This is a genomic window from Pseudomonas sp. SDO55104_S430 (assembly GCF_054070595.1).
On the sequence record NZ_JBSVXG010000046.1, the window covers coordinates 17,879 to 34,657 of the forward strand.

The 16,779-nt window shown below is 59.2% G+C and carries 18 protein-coding genes and 1 pseudogene; 6 read left to right on the forward strand and 13 right to left on the reverse strand.

Annotated features, from left to right (window positions below):
• The first annotated feature begins 54 nt into the window (after positions 1–54).
• Entirely contained in the window at positions 55–393 is a 339-nt protein-coding gene (gene grxD / locus ACW9JE_RS11155) for a Grx4 family monothiol glutaredoxin (protein WP_457432765.1), read from the forward strand.
• A 159-nt stretch (positions 394–552) separates the two neighbouring features.
• Here grxD and bfr read toward each other — a convergent pair whose 3' ends face one another.
• A complete protein-coding gene (gene bfr, locus ACW9JE_RS11160; RefSeq protein ID WP_175377858.1) occupies positions 553–1,029 on the reverse strand; it encodes a bacterioferritin in 477 nt (158 codons plus the stop codon).
• A 199-nt stretch (positions 1,030–1,228) separates the two neighbouring features.
• Positions 1,229–1,447 (reverse strand): bacterioferritin-associated ferredoxin, encoded by a 219-nt coding sequence (locus tag ACW9JE_RS11165; RefSeq protein ID WP_096509240.1) that lies wholly within the window; start codon positions 1,445–1,447, stop codon positions 1,229–1,231.
• Positions 1,448–1,748: 301 nt separating this feature from the next.
• Between ACW9JE_RS11165 and ACW9JE_RS11170 the strand changes: the two genes are divergently transcribed.
• Positions 1,749–2,351 carry a peroxiredoxin gene (locus tag ACW9JE_RS11170; protein WP_175377857.1) on the forward strand — a complete coding sequence of 201 codons (603 nt, stop codon included), beginning with the start codon at positions 1,749–1,751 and terminating at the stop codon, positions 2,349–2,351.
• 204 nt (positions 2,352–2,555) lie between these two features.
• Here ACW9JE_RS11170 and rnt read toward each other — a convergent pair whose 3' ends face one another.
• Entirely contained in the window at positions 2,556–3,233 is a 678-nt protein-coding gene (gene rnt, locus ACW9JE_RS11175) for a ribonuclease T (RefSeq protein ID WP_457432766.1), read from the reverse strand.
• Positions 3,230–4,276 carry a dihydroorotase gene (pyrC, locus tag ACW9JE_RS11180; protein ID WP_224538643.1) on the reverse strand — a complete coding sequence of 349 codons (1,047 nt, stop codon included), beginning with the start codon at positions 4,274–4,276 and terminating at the stop codon, positions 3,230–3,232. The genes rnt and pyrC overlap by 4 nt, the downstream gene beginning before the upstream one ends.
• Positions 4,277–4,435: 159 nt before the next feature.
• Between pyrC and ACW9JE_RS11185 the strand changes: the two genes are divergently transcribed.
• Positions 4,436–5,341: a flagellar protein MotY gene (locus ACW9JE_RS11185; RefSeq protein ID WP_457432767.1), complete on the forward strand. Its 906-nt coding sequence runs from the start codon at positions 4,436–4,438 to the stop codon at positions 5,339–5,341.
• Positions 5,342–5,470: 129 nt separating this feature from the next.
• A complete protein-coding gene (locus tag ACW9JE_RS11190) occupies positions 5,471–6,688 on the forward strand; it encodes an argininosuccinate synthase (RefSeq protein ID WP_093226480.1) in 1,218 nt (405 codons plus the stop codon).
• Between the two features lie 144 nt (positions 6,689–6,832).
• Here the strand turns inward: ACW9JE_RS11190 and ACW9JE_RS11195 are convergent, their stop codons facing one another.
• The gene (locus ACW9JE_RS11195) at positions 6,833–7,471 is read right to left on the reverse strand and encodes a hypothetical protein (protein WP_457432768.1); all 639 of its coding nucleotides are present in this window, start codon (positions 7,469–7,471) and stop codon (positions 6,833–6,835) included.
• 429 nt (positions 7,472–7,900) lie between these two features.
• Here ACW9JE_RS11195 and ACW9JE_RS11200 point away from each other — a divergent pair, with 429 nt between their 5' ends.
• A complete protein-coding gene (locus ACW9JE_RS11200) occupies positions 7,901–8,527 on the forward strand; it encodes a response regulator transcription factor (protein WP_224538651.1) in 627 nt (208 codons plus the stop codon).
• Positions 8,528–8,617: 90 nt separating this feature from the next.
• Here ACW9JE_RS11200 and ACW9JE_RS11205 read toward each other — a convergent pair whose 3' ends face one another.
• The 8 genes and pseudogenes from ACW9JE_RS11205 to metG all read right to left on the reverse strand — a co-directional run bounded on the left by ACW9JE_RS11205 (position 8,618) and on the right by metG (position 15,435).
• Positions 8,618–8,797, reverse strand: a complete 180-nt coding sequence (locus ACW9JE_RS11205) for a PA3496 family putative envelope integrity protein (RefSeq protein ID WP_224538653.1) — start codon at positions 8,795–8,797, stop codon at positions 8,618–8,620.
• A 106-nt stretch (positions 8,798–8,903) separates the two neighbouring features.
• Complete coding sequence (nth, locus tag ACW9JE_RS11210) at positions 8,904–9,542, reverse strand: endonuclease III (RefSeq protein WP_457432770.1); 639 nt, start codon at positions 9,540–9,542, stop codon at positions 8,904–8,906.
• Positions 9,543–9,567: 25 nt separating this feature from the next.
• On the reverse strand, positions 9,568–10,086 hold the full coding sequence (locus ACW9JE_RS11215) for an Rnf-Nqr domain containing protein (protein WP_457432771.1): 519 nt from the start codon (positions 10,084–10,086) through the stop codon (positions 9,568–9,570).
• Positions 10,079–10,690 carry an RnfABCDGE type electron transport complex subunit G gene (locus tag ACW9JE_RS11220; RefSeq protein ID WP_457432772.1) on the reverse strand — a complete coding sequence of 204 codons (612 nt, stop codon included), beginning with the start codon at positions 10,688–10,690 and terminating at the stop codon, positions 10,079–10,081. Before ACW9JE_RS11220 ends, ACW9JE_RS11215 begins: the two co-directional genes overlap by 8 nt.
• Positions 10,687–11,673, reverse strand: a complete 987-nt coding sequence (locus ACW9JE_RS11225; RefSeq protein WP_457432774.1) for an RnfABCDGE type electron transport complex subunit D — start codon at positions 11,671–11,673, stop codon at positions 10,687–10,689. The genes ACW9JE_RS11220 and ACW9JE_RS11225 overlap by 4 nt, the downstream gene beginning before the upstream one ends.
• Positions 11,674–12,280: 607 nt before the next feature.
• Positions 12,281–12,655: pseudogene (rsxB, locus tag ACW9JE_RS11230) on the reverse strand (electron transport complex subunit RsxB); the annotation flags it as partial.
• A gap of 17 nt (positions 12,656–12,672) precedes the next feature.
• Entirely contained in the window at positions 12,673–13,242 is a 570-nt protein-coding gene (locus ACW9JE_RS11235; RefSeq protein ID WP_457432775.1) for an Rnf-Nqr domain containing protein, read from the reverse strand.
• Between the two features lie 141 nt (positions 13,243–13,383).
• Positions 13,384–15,435 (reverse strand): methionine--tRNA ligase, encoded by a 2,052-nt coding sequence (gene metG / locus ACW9JE_RS11240; protein ID WP_457432776.1) that lies wholly within the window; start codon positions 15,433–15,435, stop codon positions 13,384–13,386.
• Positions 15,436–15,610: 175 nt separating this feature from the next.
• On the opposite strand from metG, the gene apbC reads away from it, so the two are divergent.
• Positions 15,611–16,705, forward strand: coding sequence for an iron-sulfur cluster carrier protein ApbC (gene apbC / locus ACW9JE_RS11245; RefSeq protein ID WP_457432777.1), 1,095 nt, complete (start codon positions 15,611–15,613; stop codon positions 16,703–16,705).
• Positions 16,706–16,779 lie beyond the last annotated feature (74 nt).

Here is a 16,779-nt window from a genome sequence, read left to right on the forward strand (position 1 = left end):
TACAATGCGCCACCGTGCCGACCCATGAGTCGGAAAGTTCAGCCGAGGTGCTCCATGGATATCATCGAAACGATTAAAGAGCAGATTGCCAACAACACCATTCTGCTTTACATGAAAGGCTCGCCGAATGCCCCGCAGTGTGGCTTCTCCGCGAAAGCCGCGCAGGCCGTGATGGCTTGTGGTGAAAAGTTTGCGTACGTGGACATCCTGCAGAACCCGGAAATCCGCGCCAACCTGCCTAAATACGCCAACTGGCCAACCTTCCCGCAACTGTGGGTCGGTGGCGAGCTGGTTGGTGGTAGCGACATCATGATCGAGATGTCGGCTGATGGTTCGCTGCAAAGCACCATCAAGGCTGCTGTTGCTGCCGCTGCTGCCAAGAGCGACGCCTGATTGTCTTCCGTGTAGGAGCGAGGCTTGCCCGCGAAGAACGATAACGCGTGCATATGTTGAATCGCGTCATCGTTGTTCGCGGGCAAGCCATGCTCCTACAGGCACAAAAAAAGCCCCGCCTCTTCAAAGAGAGCGGGGCTTTTTAATGCGCCGGGAAACTTACTCGTCGTCACCCATCTGCGATTGCAGATAGTTCTCGATACCGATCTTGTCGATCAGGCCAAGTTGGGTTTCCAGCCAGTCGATATGTTCTTCTTCCGACTCGAGAATATCTTCCAGCAATTCACGGCTGCCGAAGTCGCCCACTTTTTCGCAATGAGCGATAGCGACTTTCAGGTCAGCGTGGCCGGTCTTCTCGATTTTCAGGTCGCACTCGAGCATTTCCTTGGTGTTCTCGCCGATCAGCAGTTTGCCAAGGTCCTGGACGTTGGGAATGCCTTCGAGGAACAGGATGCGCTTGATCAGCTTGTCCGCGTGCTTCATCTCGTCGATGGACTCGTGGTACTCGTGCTTGCCGAGCTTGTTCAGGCCCCAATCTTCGTACATGCGAGCGTGCAGGAAGTATTGATTGATCGCGATCAGCTCGTTGGCAAGAATCTTGTTGAGATGCTGAATGACTGTAACGTCGCCTTTCATGATGGGGTCCTGCCCTTTGTTAACCGTCTATAAGGCAGAGTTTGAGCCGACCAACTAAGGGTGTCAAACTTAAGTTATTGAATAATAAATGAAAATTAATCGGAATAAGAATGTTTGTGTTCCGCGTCTAGCATCTAAGCAATTGATTTTCAGGCATAAAAAAACCGGACATCAGTCCGGTTCTTTGAATAACGGCATTTTACGCGGCAGTAAATTCTGCAGGAAAAGGAATCGCGGCCTGGGCCGTCTGCAGAGATGTCAGGGTCTCGCGGACCACTTCCTTGGCAAGGCAGGCACATTTGCCGCACTGACTGGCAACGCCGGTGGCCTGGCGGACTTCCTTGTAGCTGCAGCATCCTTCATAGATCGCATCGCGGATTTGGCCGTCGGTGACGCCAGTGCAGAGGCAAACATACATAAGTGAAAACCGTCGCTTGTTTATGTCTCGAATGCGTTGGATCTTAATGTTAACGAGAATGATTGTCAAAGCACTTCCCCGGAGCTTTTTTCCAGGGCTGACGAACGGTTTGCATCCTGTGCAAGAGAGGGCAGTTCGCCATCGCGAATTTCACCGCTCAGGGAAAAACCCGAGGACAGGCCAAACACGCAGTGTATGATGGCCGGTCTTTGCGAATGGGCTTGTGTCACAGGGCTGTCGCCTCAGGGTGGCAGGCTGGCGCAAACCCGGTTTTTCACGTTTCTACACCAGGAGATATCCAATGAGCGTACTCGTAGGCAAACAAGCCCCTGACTTCACCGTACCGGCCGTACTCGGCAATGGCGAGATCGTTGACAGCTTCACTCTGTCCTCGGCTATCAAAGGCAAATACGGCCTGGTGTTCTTCTACCCACTGGACTTCACCTTCGTTTGCCCGTCCGAGCTGATCGCTCTGGACAATCGCATGTCGGAATTCAAGGCTCGCAACGTTGAAGTGATCGCTGTTTCGATCGACTCGCACTTCACCCACAACGCCTGGCGCAACACCCCGGTCAACAATGGCGGTATCGGCGAAGTCCGTTACACCATGGCTGCCGACATCAAGCAGGAAATCATGAAGGCCTACGACGTTCAGTCCGCTGACGGCGTTGCTTTCCGTGGCGCGTTCCTGATCGACGACAAAGGCGTTGTCCGTTCGCAGATCATCAACGACCTGCCACTGGGCCGTAACATGGAAGAGCTGCTGCGTCTGGTCGACGCTCTGCAATTCCACGAAGAGCACGGCGAAGTCTGCCCTGCCAACTGGAAAAAAGGCGACAAGGGCATGAACGCTTCGCCAGAAGGCGTTGCTGCTTACCTGACCGAGCACGCTGCTGCTCTGTAAGGCATGCTCCTGCCATAAAAGGCAGACATAAAAAAACCGGCCACATCAGGCCGGTTTTTTTATGGGCGGGATAACCGCCAGGTCTCTGTAGGAGCCGAGCTTGCTCGCGATGAACTTGAAAACGCCGCGGGGTATCAGGCTTCCAGCGTTATAGTTGACGACCATCGCGAGCAAGCTCGGCTCCTACAACAGCAGAGGCCTCAATCAATCGCCGAAATCTTTCCAGCCACCCATCTGCTTCCAGCGATTGACGATGCCGCAGAACAGCTCGGCCGTCTTCTCGGTGTCGTAGCGAGCCGAGTGGGCCTCGCGACCGTCGAAGTCGATGTCGGCAGCCTGACAGGCCTTGGCCAGCACTGTCTGACCGTAGGCCAGGCCGGCGAGGGTGGCGGTGTCGAAGCTGGAGAACGGGTGAAACGGGTTGCGCTTCATGTCCAGACGCGCAACTGCGGCGTTGAGGAAACCCAGGTCGAAGCTGCTGTTGTGGCCGACCAGAATCGCTCGCTTGCAGCCGTTGGCCTTCAGCGCCTTGCGCACGCCGCGGAAGATGTCGTTCAGCGCAGTCTCTTCACTCACCGCCATGCGCAGCGGGTGATCGAGCTTGATCCCGGTGAACTCCAGCGCCGCTGCCTCGATGTTCGCGCCTTCGAAAGGCTCGACGCGGAAGAAGTAGGTGTGATCAGGATAAACAAAACCCTTTTCATCCATGGCGATGGTGGTCGCAGCAATCTCCAGCAAGGCGTCGGTGGCCGAGTTGAAGCCACCGGTTTCTACGTCGACGACTACCGGCAGGTAACCACGGAACCTCGCAGCCATTGGATGACGGGAACCGCCCCCGCCACCTTGACCGTCCAGTTCGTCGTCGAAATGGTCTTCACTCACGCGTGTTCCTCCAGCAGGCGCCAGCGCAGTTTTTCACCGGCGCGCAGCGGGATAACGGTCAGCTCGCCAAACGGCAGGCTGCTTGGGGCGGTCCATTCTTCGCGAACCAGGGTAATGCGATCGGTGTTCACCGGCAGGCCGTAGAAACGCGGGCCATTGAGGCTGGCGAAGGCTTCGAGCTTGTCCAGCGCATTGCGCTGTTCGAAGGCTTCGGCATACATCTCGATTGCCGCGAACGCGGTGTAGCAGCCGGCGCAACCGCAGGCAGCTTCCTTGGCGTGCTGGGCGTGGGGCGCCGAGTCTGTGCCGAGGAAGAACTTCGCGCTGCCGCTGGTGGCGGCATCGAGCAAGGCTTCCTGATGGGTGTTGCGCTTGAGGATCGGCAGGCAATAGAAGTGCGGCCGAATCCCGCCGACCAGCATGTGGTTGCGGTTGTACAGCAGGTGATGCGCGGTGATGGTTGCGCCAACGTTGGCCGGGGCCGAGTTGACGAACTGCACGGCGTCCGCGGTGGTGATGTGTTCGAACACCACTTTGAGGGTCGGGAAACGCTCGACCACACGACGCATGTGCTCATCGATGAAGATCTTTTCGCGGTCGAACACGTCGACATCGCCACGGGTGACTTCACCGTGGATCAGCAACGGCATTCCCACTTCGGCCATGGCTTCGATAGCAGGGAAGATCTTGTCGATGCTGGTGACGCCAGAATCGGAGTTGGTGGTCGCGCCAGCCGGGTACAGCTTGGCGGCGTGAACGAAACCGCTGGCCTTTGCCTCGCGAATTTCCTCGGGCTGGGTACGGTCGGTGAGGTACAGAACCATCAGCGGTTCGAACCGGCTGCCGGCCGGGCGGGCAGCGAGGATACGCTGGCGATAGCCGTCGGCCTCGGTCGCATTGCGGACCGGAGGTACCAGGTTGGGCATGATGATGGCGCGACCAAAGGTGCGCGCGACATCCGCGACGGTATTGGTCAACACGGCACCATCGCGAAGATGAATGTGCCAGTCGTCGGGACGCAGCAGGGTCAGGCGGTCGGACATGAGGGGATTCCAGGCGGGTCAAACTGAGGGGAATGCTACCGGAAAAGACTCTTGCAGGCACTCGCTATCAAGTTTTGCCGAAAGCTTCCGATATCCAACAGGTATGCCGTAAACATCTGTGTGTCGGTCTTTGTGTTGTAGAAGCCAGTGGAGCCTTCCGTGCGCCAGCGTTATTTAGCCTTGCTCAGTGTGTTTGCCAGCCTTCCCGCGATGGCGCTCACTTTCCAGACCCGTCTGGAGAGCATCGAGTGGACGGTCGAAGGCGACAAGTTCGAGTGCCGCCTGACACAGCCGATCACCGATTTCGGCTCGGGGCAGTTCGTGCGCCGTGCCGGCGAGCAGGCGACATTCCGGCTCAACGCTTCCAACGCGATGATGGGCGGAGGCTCGGCCACCTTGCTGGCCGCCGCGGCGCCCTGGCAGCCGGGGCGAGGCGATATCAACCTGGGCACCGTGCGAATCGGCAGCGGCAATGTGCTGTTGAGCAGCTCCCAGGCTCAGGCCGGACGCCTGATCAGTGGCCTGATCGATGGGCGCAGTCCCGTGGTTCGGCGTTCCTCCGGGGATGGCGGAATCTCGGAAGTGCGTCTGTTGCCGGTCAGGTTCAACAAGGCGTTCGCCGATTACCAGGTGTGTGTCGCCAAGCTGTTGCCGCAAAATTTCGATCAGGTGAAGCAGTCCCAGATCGGTTTCCCCGGTGGCGGTATCGAACTGGACAGCGCGGCTAAAGCCAAGCTGCAGGTGATGCTGGAATACATGAAGGCCGATCCGACGGTTAATCGCATCGAGCTGGACGGTCACTCCGACAACGGTGGCAACCGCCTGACCAACCGGGACCTGTCGCGCCGCCGGGCCCTTGCCGTCATGGAGTACTTCAAGGCCAATGGCATCCAGGAATCGCAGATCACCATGCGTTTCCACGGCGAGAGTTATCCGCTGGCGCCCAACACCAACAGCACCAACCGGGCGAAGAACCGCCGGGTGGCGGTACGCCTGGAGCGGGGCACGCCGCCGGAGCAGGTGGCGCCGCAAGCTACGAAACAGGCCACTTCGGCAACTTCATGACCGATTGGTCATCGTCGCGCCCTCGACAGATTCTGTCGCTTCGTCGTCATAAGCTGTCGCGCCACTGTAAATTATTCTGTATGAGCGGTAGACTTCCCGGCTTTCCGTAGAACCCCGTGGAGTGATGGCATGGCGGACGTAAACAAGGTCGTTCTGGCGTATTCCGGCGGCCTGGACACTTCGGTGATCCTCAAGTGGCTGCAGGATACTTATAACTGTGAAGTGGTGACCTTCACCGCTGACCTGGGTCAGGGCGAAGAGGTCGAGCCGGCGCGTGCCAAGGCTCAGGCCATGGGCGTGAAAGAGATCTACATCGACGACTTGCGCGAAGAGTTCGTGCGCGATTTCGTATTCCCGATGTTCCGCGCCAACACCGTTTACGAAGGTGAGTACCTGCTGGGTACTTCCATCGCTCGTCCGTTGATCGCCAAGCGCCTGATCGAAATCGCCAACGAAACCGGCGCTGACGCCATTTCCCACGGCGCCACCGGCAAGGGCAACGACCAGGTTCGTTTCGAACTGGGCGCCTACGCTCTGAAGCCAGGCGTGAAAGTGATTGCTCCGTGGCGCGAATGGGACCTGCTGTCCCGTGAAAAGCTGATGGATTACGCTGAAAAGCACGCCATCCCGATCGAGCGTCACGGCAAGAAGAAATCCCCGTACTCGATGGACGCCAACCTGCTGCACATCTCCTATGAAGGCGGCGTGCTGGAAGATACCTGGACCGAGCACGAAGAAGACATGTGGCGCTGGACCGTCTCCCCGGAGAACGCTCCCGACAAGCCGCAGTACCTGGAACTGACCTACCGCAACGGCGACATCGTGGCACTGGACGGCGTCGAAATGACTCCGGCTACCGTGCTGGCGACCCTGAACCGTATCGGTGGCGAACACGGCATCGGTCGTCTGGACATCGTCGAGAACCGTTACGTGGGCATGAAGTCCCGCGGCTGCTACGAAACCCCGGGCGGCACCATCATGCTGCGCGCTCACCGTGCGATCGAATCGATCACCCTGGACCGCGAAGTGGCTCACCTCAAAGACGAGTTGATGCCTAAGTACGCCAGCCTGATCTACACCGGTTACTGGTGGAGCCCTGAGCGTCTGATGCTGCAACAGATGATCGACGCGAGCCAGGTCAACGTGAACGGCGTCGTACGCCTGAAACTGTACAAGGGCAACGTGATCGTCACCGGCCGCAAGTCCGACGACTCGCTGTTCGATGCCAACATCGCGACCTTCGAGGAAGATGGCGGCGCCTACAACCAGGCCGATGCGGCGGGCTTCATCAAGCTCAACGCCTTGCGCATGCGTATTGCTGCCAACAAGGGCCGGAAACTGTTCTGAGTCCCTTGAGCGGTAAATGAAATGGTGGCCTTGTCGTCGACGGGGCCACCATTTTTTTTGCTTTGAAATCGCGATACGACGATTCCACGCCAATCTGCCTGATACCTCCTGGTTTGCTTCTCACTGATAAGACTTGCCTTGTGCTCAAGTGATTGTCAGTGGGCGCTGGTCCATGACCGTCACCCTTTTTGAATTCAAGTCATACGCGACGCAGCAATTGGCGTTACCGCGTTTGCTGCTGCGCCTGGAAAACTCGAACAGACTGTCCCCCAGTGATTTTTCCAGAGCGTTGTCGGTTAGAAACAGGATCACCTGGGTTTTTCCTTCCTGCGGTTTCTTTATTCGCGCAAGTAACGCGTTGAACTCCATTCTGGTTTTCATCCATCGGGTATCGATGATGTGCATGCCCTTGAGTTGCTTGGGCAGGCGAACGTGCTGCCAATCGATTGGCCCGGGTGGCGCCTGAGCGCTGCAAGAAAGTTCGCCGGCGCGCGGGCCTTTTGCTGAAGTGCTGGTTAATGGTTCGGCCTCGTCCATGGCCTTGAGAAAGTGCTCGTCCTTTTCAAAATCCGAGGGTGAATACAGCGATCGGTAATTGAAGTTGAGGGTCACGAAGAAAAGAAACAGCAGATAAAAAGGAAAACTGATCAGGAACCAGACGTAGATCTCTCTTTCATCGTTATCGAGGAAAGGCAGGGAAACGGCGGCCGAGGTTTCAGACAGTGTTGCGAATGTCGCGATGATGGTCATGGGGTTGGTCATTCTTTTCTTGAGCTTGTTCATGTTCATTACTCATAGTTGTCGATGCCCGTTTGAAGGATTTTATTTAAGGTCATTGTTATCGGGTTTAAGGATGGGGTTTCGTTAATGATTATCCATGGGTGATTTTTTGCTGTAAGAGCTAACAGATACTCGGTGTGTGATATTTCTGCTGTTAATGTTTTGCGCCGCCGGCGTCAGTAATATTCGGCGCGATTTGATTTCCCGGAATGTGATCGTTCATTTCGGATCCAAACCGATAGCGCACTAATCAAGACCATGGATACAGTTTTCAAGGCGTCGGGTTCGCAGGATTTTTGTAGGATTAATCCGCGAATCTTGTAGGGAATGTCTCTCGGTGCAGCTCGCCGGGGGGCGCGGCATGCAACGCGTCAAACGACTAGGCTATTGTGCGGGCTCTAAAAATTCGAACAGCGAAAATTGGACCTGCCCATGAATAAAGTGCTGATCGTGGATGATCATCCCGTCATTCGTCTTGCGGTACGTATGCTGATGGAGCGTCATGGCTACGAAGTTGTGGCAGAAACCGATAACGGCGTGGATGCATTGCAACTGGCACGAGAGTTCTTGCCGGATATTGTCATTCTGGATATCGGGATACCCAAGCTGGACGGGCTGGAAGTTATCGCGCGACTGACGACGGCAGGCATGCCGATTAAGGTGTTGATATTGACCTCCCAGTCCCCCGGGCACTTTTCAATGCGCTGCATGCAATCGGGGGCTGCCGGATACGTCTGCAAGCAGCAGGACCTGACCGAACTTCTCAGTGCGATAAAAGCGGTATTGTCTGGTTACAGCTATTTCCCCAATCAGGCCTTGCATACCGTGCGGGCGAGCCTGGGTAACGCCAGTGAAGCGGAAATGGTGGATCGCCTGTCGGGGCGGGAAATGATGGTGCTGCAACAGTTGGCCAGGGGAAAGACCAACAAGGAAATTGCCGATGGCATGTTTCTGAGCAACAAGACTGTCAGCACTTACAAGACGCGCCTGTTATTGAAACTCAATGCGCGCTCGCTGGTTGACTTGATCGAACTGGCTCAGCGCAATGGAATAGTGTGACTTTATCCCGGGAGAGACGGTTGAAATGAGCGCGCAATTATCTCAGTACGGCGCAATGAAAAAAGCCTCCGTTTCGGAGGCTTTCAGGTGTCATAAGTCAAAATCGTAATCGGCCAATTGCTTTTGCAGTCGGCGCTCCTCCAGTAGATTGTCGATGGTACGGCGTTTGCTCAGGTTGGTTTTCGCTACTTCGACAACCGGTTCGGCATCCTCTGCTTCAACGGCAGTGAACTCGTCATCTACGTCCAATTGCTCTTTGCCAGTGCTCATTTAGTTACCTCAGGCTAAGAAGGCCTTTGGCGCTCCTTATATCGATATTCGCCCGGCGGGTAAAAAAGATTTTTTCAATCGATATATCAATAATTTTAATAGCGGCTCAATCGTCGGAGGTCTTGTGCTTGTATTCGCACAAGTCTTCGATACGGCAACTGCCGCAGCGAGGCTTGCGGGCCAGGCACACATAACGTCCGTGAAGGATCAGCCAGTGATGGGAGTCGAGCAGGTACTCCTTGGGCACGAACTTCATCAGTTTCTTCTCGACCTCGACCACATTCTTGCCTGGCGCAATGCCGGTGCGGTTGCTGACCCTGAAGATATGGGTATCGACAGCCATCGTCAGCTGACGGAATGCGGTATTGAGCACCACGTTGGCGGTCTTGCGACCGACACCGGGCAGGGCCTCCAGCTCTTCGCGGGTTTGCGGCACTTCGCTGGCGTGACGTTCAACCAGCAAACGGCAGGTCTCGATCACATTTTTCGCCTTGCTGTTGAACAGGCCGATGGTCTTGATGTACTCCGACAGCCCCTCAATCCCCAAGGCGTGCATCGCGGCAGGCGTATTGGCGACCGGGAACAGTTTTGCCGTGGCCTTGTTGACGCCGACGTCGGTCGATTGCGCCGACAGGATCACCGCGATCAGCAACTCGAAGGGCGATGAGTAGGCTAGTTCGGTCTTCGGTTCCGGATTGTCTTCGTGAAGCCTGCGGAATATTTCCAGACGTTTTGCGGCATTCATGGGCAGTGCGTTTCCTCGAAAGCGATCATTGTTCAGGTGTTGGGCGGCGCCAGGCCTGCCACGCGGCGATGAGCAATCCCAGCAAAATGAAGCCGCCGGGTGCCAGTGTGGCCAGGCGCAGGCCACCCATTGCGCCGTTGCCGAGCAGTTCGCGCAGCAATCCCAAGCCCAGCATCAAGGCGCCGAACGCGGCGCACAGGTTCAGGCGACTTCGCCAGGGGCTCTGGAAGAATCCTGTGTACTCCAGCACCACACATTGCAAGGCGATCAACGCCGAATAAATCCCCATCTGCTGATACCACTGCAACGACCAGAGTTGCACGGCGAGTTGCGCGCAACTGGTCAGGGTTGCGGCCAGAATCACACTGGCCAGCAATTGCATCGACGTCAGCAGACGCGGCCGCAAGGCGTTCATCACCACGCCGAACACTGCGATCACCACCATGAACATCAGCCACAAACCCAGAGCGGTCATGACTGAGCTGGTGGCACCGATCAGGGGTGCGAGCATCAACGAGTTCTGCAACAGCGGCGATTTACTCATGGGCAGGACTCCCGAGCAGTGGTTGCCGGTGTTCATCAAAGTAGCGCAGGGCATCGTGGGTGGCGTTGATCACGGCCCGCGATGTGATGGTCGCTCCGGCGATCTGGTCGAATTGTCCTTGATCCTTTTTCAGGGCCCAGCCGCTGTCGCCCGGATCGTTGAGGGATTTTCCGGATAACAGCCCGAGCCAGGCATTGGGCCATTCGGCGATACGCGCGCCGAGGCCCGGCGTTTCCACCTGCTTGAGGGTTTTCACGCCGATCAGCCGGCCATTGAGGTCGATGGCGATCAGCAATTCGATGCTGCCTTCGTATCCCAGTGTCTGGCTTCGCAGCAGGACGGCATGGGGTTGGCCGGCTCTGGTTGCCCGGTAACCCGCCAGCAGTGTGCTGTTGGCCAGCGTGGGTTTTTCCAGGGCGAGCGGTTGTTCCAGCGGCTGATTGTCGTAGCTGTCCGGCGGCAGCACATCCAGCAGGTTGCGGCTGTCGATCAGGCGCTGCTCGGCGGCAATTCTCGGGGCACTGCTGTGCTGCGCAAACCAGGTCAGGCCAATCCCGACGACGGCCAGTAAACCGACAATGACAATGCTCGACGCGCGGCTCATGGTGCGGTTCGCTCCTGTCGGGCGGTAGCGAGACGCTCCAGCATCGGCACGCACAGGTTCATCAGCAACACGGCGAAGGCCACGCCATCGGGGTAGCCGCCCCAAGTGCGAATCACATAGGTCAGCACCCCGACGCCGATCCCGAACAGCAATTTCGCACCCGGGGTTTTGGCGCCGGACACCGGTTCCGTGACGATGAAAAACGCGCCCAGCATGCTGGCCCCGGTGAGCAGATGAAACAGCGGCGAGCCATTGGAATCCGACCCGGAGCCGTTCCAGCACAACAGGCTGATGATGAACAGGCTGGCGAGCATGCCGACGGGCGCGTGCCAGCTGAATACCCGACGTTGCAGCAGGAAAGCGCCGCCGGCGAGAAACGCCAGATTGACCCATTCCACGCCACGACCGCCGAAGTGACCGAACGCCGGATTGCTCCCGAACAGTTCATCCATGGTCAGGCTTTTGTTGATGCGCAGGCTGTCCAGCGCCGTGGCCCGGACCCAGGCGTCCGGCTGATCGCCGAAACCGAATACCTGCTGCAACCCGCCCCACAGATCCATGCCGTGGGCTGCAGGCCACTGAGTCATTGGTTGTGGAAAGCCCACCATCACCAGGGCAAAACCGAGCATTGCCGGATTGAACGGATTGCTGCCGACGCCGCCATACAGGTGCTTGCCGAACAGCATGGCAAGCGCGGCGGCGCTGACTGTCAGCCACCAAGGGCAATAGGGCGGCAAAGCCAGAGCCAGCAGGGTCGCGCTGACCAGAGCACTGCCGTCGCTCAAGGACGGTTTGAGCGCGCGTTTGCGCAGGCGCAGCACCGCCGCTTCAGCGGCCAATGCGCCGCTGGCGGCCAGCAGCAGGTTGATCAGCACACCCCAGCCATACACCCAGAACATCGCCAGCAGCCCCGGCAGCGTTGCCAGGAGCACCAGTTTCATGGCCTGTTGCAAGCGGGTGTCGACCGACTCAAGGGGTGGCATAGGCGTCCACCTGACGCTCGGCTTCACCGAGTGCACGCTCCAGAGCTTCGATCTGCTCGGCGGGTGCCTGAGCGGCCTGGGCCTTTTTCAACTCGGCGCGGCGCATGGCCAACTGGATCTTCGCCCGATTCAAATCGGCATTCTTCGCAGGGGTCGCTGCGGGTGTCGGAGCTGGGGCAGGCGGCGCGACGCTTTCCAGTTGCGCCAGGGCCTGCTCGGCCGCCTCGAATTGCTGTTGCAGGACAATCAGCTGCGACTGCTGTTCGAAAGTCGGCGGATGACCGAAGGCCTTGAGGGATTTGGTCAGTTGCGCCCGGCTCATTGCCACATCGATCTTGGCTTTCTTCAGCGCCGCATCGGCATTGGCGGCCTTCTGCGCGCGTACGCGTTCAAGGGCGGCCTGCACCGGATCGAGGCTGGTCACGGCAGGCTGGGCCGCCTGTTGCGCCCGGGCCTGGCGTTCGGCGGCTTTCTGTTGTTCTTCGCGTTGCAGGCGGGCGTTGCGCCGTTCGAAACGGCGCCGTGCGTGATTGCGTTTGGCAGCGCGGGCGCGCTGCTCTTCGAGACTGAACGCCAGGCCGCCGACCACCGGCACCACCGTGGCCGTCGGCAACGGGCGCATTTCGATGCAGTCTACGGGGCAGGGCGCCACGCACAGGTCGCAGCCGGTGCATTCATCGATGATCACCGTGTGCATCAGCTTGGCTGCGCCGACGATGGCGTCCACCGGGCAGGCCTGGATGCATTTGGTGCAGCCAATGCATTCCGCCTCACGGATATAGGCAAGCTGCGCCGGAGCCGAACCCCGGCTGACATCCAGCTCCAGCACCGGCACATCCAGCAGTTCGGCCAGGGCGTGGATGGTTTCGTTGCCGCCTGGCGGGCACTTGTTGATCGGCTCGCCGCTGGCGATACCTTCTGCGTAGGGCTTGCATCCGGGATGACCGCATTTGCCGCATTGGGTCTGCGGCAACAGTGCGTCGATGCGTTGAATCAGACTCATGTTTTGATCAGTCCGCTGAATCCGAGAAAAGCCACTGCAATCAGTCCGGCGCCGATCAGATCAATCGGCAGGCCGCGAAAGGGCAGGGGAACATCATTATCGAGGGTGCGTTGGCGCAGGTCGTTGAACAGGCTCAACACCAGCCAGAAACCCAGCCCGGCGCCCAGGCTCAGGGCCGTGGCGCTCAGTAATCCCTGGTCATTGCGCACATTGAACAGCGCCACGCCGAGCACACCGGCGTTGCCCAGCAACAGCGGCCAGAGGCCTTCGAACGACAGCGTTGGAAACACCCGTGACAGGCCGGCGAGCACAGGGGTGATCAGCAACACGCTCAGGGGCAGCAGGACAAACAGGCTCAGCGCCGTGACTTGCAGCGGCATCAGCAGCCAATGCCAGAGCGCGTAACCCAGCACGCCGACGATCAACATCAGGCAGGTCGTCGCAATGCCCAGCGCATGCACTGGCCGGCGCTGGCTGGCCAGCAGCGGATCGACGCCCAGCGGCCATTGCAACACGAGGTTGTTGATCAGGGCGGTGCTGATAAGCGTGAGCAGTGCTTCGGTCATGTTCGTGCCGACGGGGACGGGGCTTTTTTAAGCGGCGGTCTGAAAAGCTTAGGCATTTTCCGACCCGGGCGGAGGGTGCCCGGACATGAAAATCCCACAGTCGCGCCGGGCACGACTGTGGGATCGGTTTGTCGCCGGATCTTACTTGATCCGCTGACCAGGCTTGGCGCCGCTGTCAGGGCTCAGCAGGTAGATCTCTTCACCGCCGGGGCCGGCGGCCATCACCATGCCTTCGGAAATACCGAACTTCATTTTCCGTGGCTTGAGGTTGGCGATCATCATAGTCAGGCGACCGTCGAGCTTGGATGGATCCGGGTAAGCGCTCTTGATGCCGGAGAACACGTTGCGTTGTTCGTCGCCGATATCCAGGGTCAGGCGCAGCAGCTTGTCGGCGCCCTCCACGGCTTCGGCCTTGACGATCAGGGCGACGCGCAGGTCGACCGCGGCAAAGGTGTCGAAGTCGATTTCCGGCGACAGCGGATCCTTGGCCAGTTCGCCGTTGCCGGCAGGCTGGGCGGCGCCGGTGTCGGTCTGGCTGGCGGCCAGGTCCTCTTTCGAAGCGTCTGTCATGGCTTGTACCTTGGCCGGGTCGATCCGGGTCATCAGCGCCTTGAACTCGTTCAACTGGTGGTTGGCCAGCAGCGTGGTGTGGTCGTTCCAGGTCAGCGGCGCGACGTTCAGGAACGCCTCGGCATCGGCGGCCAGCAGCGGCAGTACCGGCTTGAGGAAGATAACCAGCTGGCGGAACAGGTTGACGCCGGTGGCGCAGATGGCCTGGACTTCAGCCTGCTTGCCTTCCTGCTTGTTCAACGACCACGGCGCCTTGTCGGCGATCCAGGCGTTGGCGCGGTCGGCCAGGGCCATGATTTCGCGCATGGCACGGGCGAAGTCGCGGGCTTCATAGGCGTCGGCGATGCCTGGCGCTGCGGCCAGGAAAGCGTCGGTCAGTTCCGGCGCGGCATTGGTGTCGACCATCACGCCGGCATTGCCTTTGTGGATGAAACCGGCGCAACGGCTGGCGATGTTGACGACTTTGCCGACCAGGTCGGAGTTGACCTTCTGCACGAAGTCTTCGAGGTTCAGGTCAAGATCGTCGACGCCACGGCTCAGCTTGGAGGCGTAGTAGTAGCGCAGGTATTCCGGCGACAGGTGATCCAGGTAGGTGCGGGCCTTGATGAAGGTGCCGCGGGACTTGGACATTTTCTGACCGTTGACGGTCAGGTAGCCGTGCACGTTGATGCCGGTCGGCTTGCGGTAGCCCGCGCCTTCGAGCATGGCTGGCCAGAACAGGGCGTGGAAGTTGACGATATCCTTGCCGATGAAGTGGTACAGCTCGGCGGTGGAATCCTTGGCCCAGAACGCGTCGAAGTCCAGCTCCGGCGTGCGGTCGCACAGGTTCTTGAAGCTCGCCATGTAGCCGATCGGCGCGTCCAGCCAGACGTAGAAGTACTTGCCCGGCTCATCGGGGATTTCGAAACCGAAGTACGGCGCATCGCGGGAGATGTCCCACTGTTGCAGGCCGGCGTCGAGCCATTCGGCGATCTTGTTGGCGACGGCGTCCTGCAGGGTGCCGCTGCGGGTCCAGGTCTGCAGCATTTCCTGGAAGTCCGGCAGCTTGAAGAAGAAATGCTGGGAGTCCTTGAGTACCGGAGTCGCGCCGGAAATGGCCGATTTCGGGTCTTTCAGGTCGGTCGGCGCGTAGGTGGCACCGCATTTCTCGCAGTTGTCGCCGTATTGGTCTTCGGTGCCGCATTTCGGGCAGGTGCCCTTGATGAAGCGGTCGGCCAGGAACATTTTCTTTTCCGGGTCGAAATACTGGGTGATCGAGCGGGTAGCGATGTGCCCGGCGTCGCGCAGCTTCAGGTAGATGTGGCTCGACAGCTCACGGTTTTCTTCGGCGTGAGTGGAGTGGAAGTTGTCGAAGTCCACCAGGAATTCGGCAAAGTCGGCGCTGTGTTCAGCCTGAACGTTGGCGATCAGTTGTTCCGGGGTGATGCCTTCCTTTTCCGCGCGCAGCATGATCGCCGAACCGTGGGCGTCGTCGGCGCAGACATAAATGCATTGGTTGCCGCGGTGCTTCTGGAAGCGCACCCACATATCGGTCTGGATGTACTCCAGCATATGGCCAAGGTGAATCGAACCATTGGCATAGGGCAGGGCGCTGGTGACGAGGATCTTGCGTGGCTCGGACATGGGGCTCGGCTACTTGATGAAACGGAGGTCGGCCACTATAAAGCGCCGGCGTTTATTTTTCATCCCTATGCCACAGGTCCGCGTTCGCAACAAATGATCGTCAGGCATGCCGACTTTGATGCGGAACGGTTACGATACCCCCCTCGATTTTCCAGCCTTGTTATCGGAGTTGCCCATGAGCGCCGTCAATCGCGCAGCGGTGGAAGCCGTTCTTCGCCAGTACACCGACCCTTACCTGAACCAGGACCCGGTCAGCGCCGGATGTGTGCGCAGCATCGATGTCCAGGGCGACCGCGTCAGCGTTCAGCTCGAACTGGGCTACGCCGCCGGTCTGTTCAAGAGTGGTTGGGCGCAAATGCTGCAAATGGCTATCGAAGGTCTGGATGGCGTAGCGACAGCCCGTGTCGATATCACCAGCGTCATCGCCGCGCACAAGGCTCAGGCACAGGTGCCGGGGCTGGCCAACGTCAAGAACGTGGTGGCCGTGGCTTCCGGCAAGGGCGGCGTGGGCAAGTCCACCACCGCCGCCAACCTGGCCCTGGCCCTGGCCCGTGAAGGCGCCAAGGTCGGCATTCTCGACGCCGACATCTATGGCCCGAGCCAGGGCATCATGTTCGGCATCCCCGAAGGCACCCGTCCGCAGGTCAAGGATCAGAAGTGGTTCGTGCCGATCCAGTCCCATGGCGTGGAAGTGATGTCCATGGCCTTCCTCACCGACGACAACACGCCGATGGTCTGGCGCGGGCCGATGGTCTCCGGCGCCTTGCTGCAACTGGTGACCCAGACCGCGTGGGGCGATCTGGATTACCTGGTCATCGACATGCCGCCGGGCACCGGCGACATCCAGCTGACCCTGGCGCAGAAAGTCCCGGTGGCCGGCGCAGTCATCGTCACCACACCGCAGGACCTGGCCCTGCTCGACGCGCGCAAGGGCGTGGAGATGTTCCGCAAGGTCAACATCCCGGTGCTGGGCGTGGTGGAAAACATGGCCGTGCACATCTGCTCCAACTGCGGACATGCCGAGCATCTGTTCGGCGAGGGTGGCGGGGTGAAGCTGGCCAGCCAGTACGGCGTCGAACTGCTGGCCTCGCTGCCGCTGTCGATGGACATCCGCGAGCAGGCCGATGGCGGCAAGCCGACGGTCATCGCCGAGCCGGAAGGCCCGATCGCCATGGTTTACCAGGAACTGGCCCGCCACGTCGGCGCGCGGATCGTGTTGCAGGAAGCCTTGACGCCGGCGATGCCGAATATCAGCGTCAGCGACGATTGATAGCCTGAAATGCAGAACCCTGTGGGAGCGGGCTTGCTCGCGAATGCGGTGTGTCAGTAACAGAAAAGTTGACT

Coding starts and splice junctions, on each gene's coding strand:
- grxD (WP_457432765.1), top strand. CDS start 55: ATGGATATCATCGAAACGATTAAAGAGCAGATTGCCAACAACACCATT.
- bfr (WP_175377858.1), bottom strand. CDS start 1,029: ATGAAAGGCGACGTTACAGTCATTCAGCATCTCAACAAGATTCTTGCC.
- ACW9JE_RS11165 (WP_096509240.1), bottom strand. CDS start 1,447: ATGTATGTTTGCCTCTGCACTGGCGTCACCGACGGCCAAATCCGCGAT.
- ACW9JE_RS11170 (WP_175377857.1), top strand. CDS start 1,749: ATGAGCGTACTCGTAGGCAAACAAGCCCCTGACTTCACCGTACCGGCC.
- pyrC (WP_224538643.1), bottom strand. CDS start 4,276: ATGTCCGACCGCCTGACCCTGCTGCGTCCCGACGACTGGCACATTCAT.
- ACW9JE_RS11190 (WP_093226480.1), top strand. CDS start 5,471: ATGGCGGACGTAAACAAGGTCGTTCTGGCGTATTCCGGCGGCCTGGAC.
- ACW9JE_RS11195 (WP_457432768.1), bottom strand. CDS start 7,471: ATGAACAAGCTCAAGAAAAGAATGACCAACCCCATGACCATCATCGCG.
- ACW9JE_RS11200 (WP_224538651.1), top strand. CDS start 7,901: ATGAATAAAGTGCTGATCGTGGATGATCATCCCGTCATTCGTCTTGCG.
- ACW9JE_RS11205 (WP_224538653.1), bottom strand. CDS start 8,797: ATGAGCACTGGCAAAGAGCAATTGGACGTAGATGACGAGTTCACTGCC.
- nth (WP_457432770.1), bottom strand. CDS start 9,542: ATGAATGCCGCAAAACGTCTGGAAATATTCCGCAGGCTTCACGAAGAC.
- ACW9JE_RS11215 (WP_457432771.1), bottom strand. CDS start 10,086: ATGAGTAAATCGCCGCTGTTGCAGAACTCGTTGATGCTCGCACCCCTG.
- ACW9JE_RS11220 (WP_457432772.1), bottom strand. CDS start 10,690: ATGAGCCGCGCGTCGAGCATTGTCATTGTCGGTTTACTGGCCGTCGTC.
- ACW9JE_RS11225 (WP_457432774.1), bottom strand. CDS start 11,673: ATGCCACCCCTTGAGTCGGTCGACACCCGCTTGCAACAGGCCATGAAA.
- ACW9JE_RS11235 (WP_457432775.1), bottom strand. CDS start 13,242: ATGACCGAAGCACTGCTCACGCTTATCAGCACCGCCCTGATCAACAAC.
- metG (WP_457432776.1), bottom strand. CDS start 15,435: ATGTCCGAGCCACGCAAGATCCTCGTCACCAGCGCCCTGCCCTATGCC.
- apbC (WP_457432777.1), top strand. CDS start 15,611: ATGAGCGCCGTCAATCGCGCAGCGGTGGAAGCCGTTCTTCGCCAGTAC.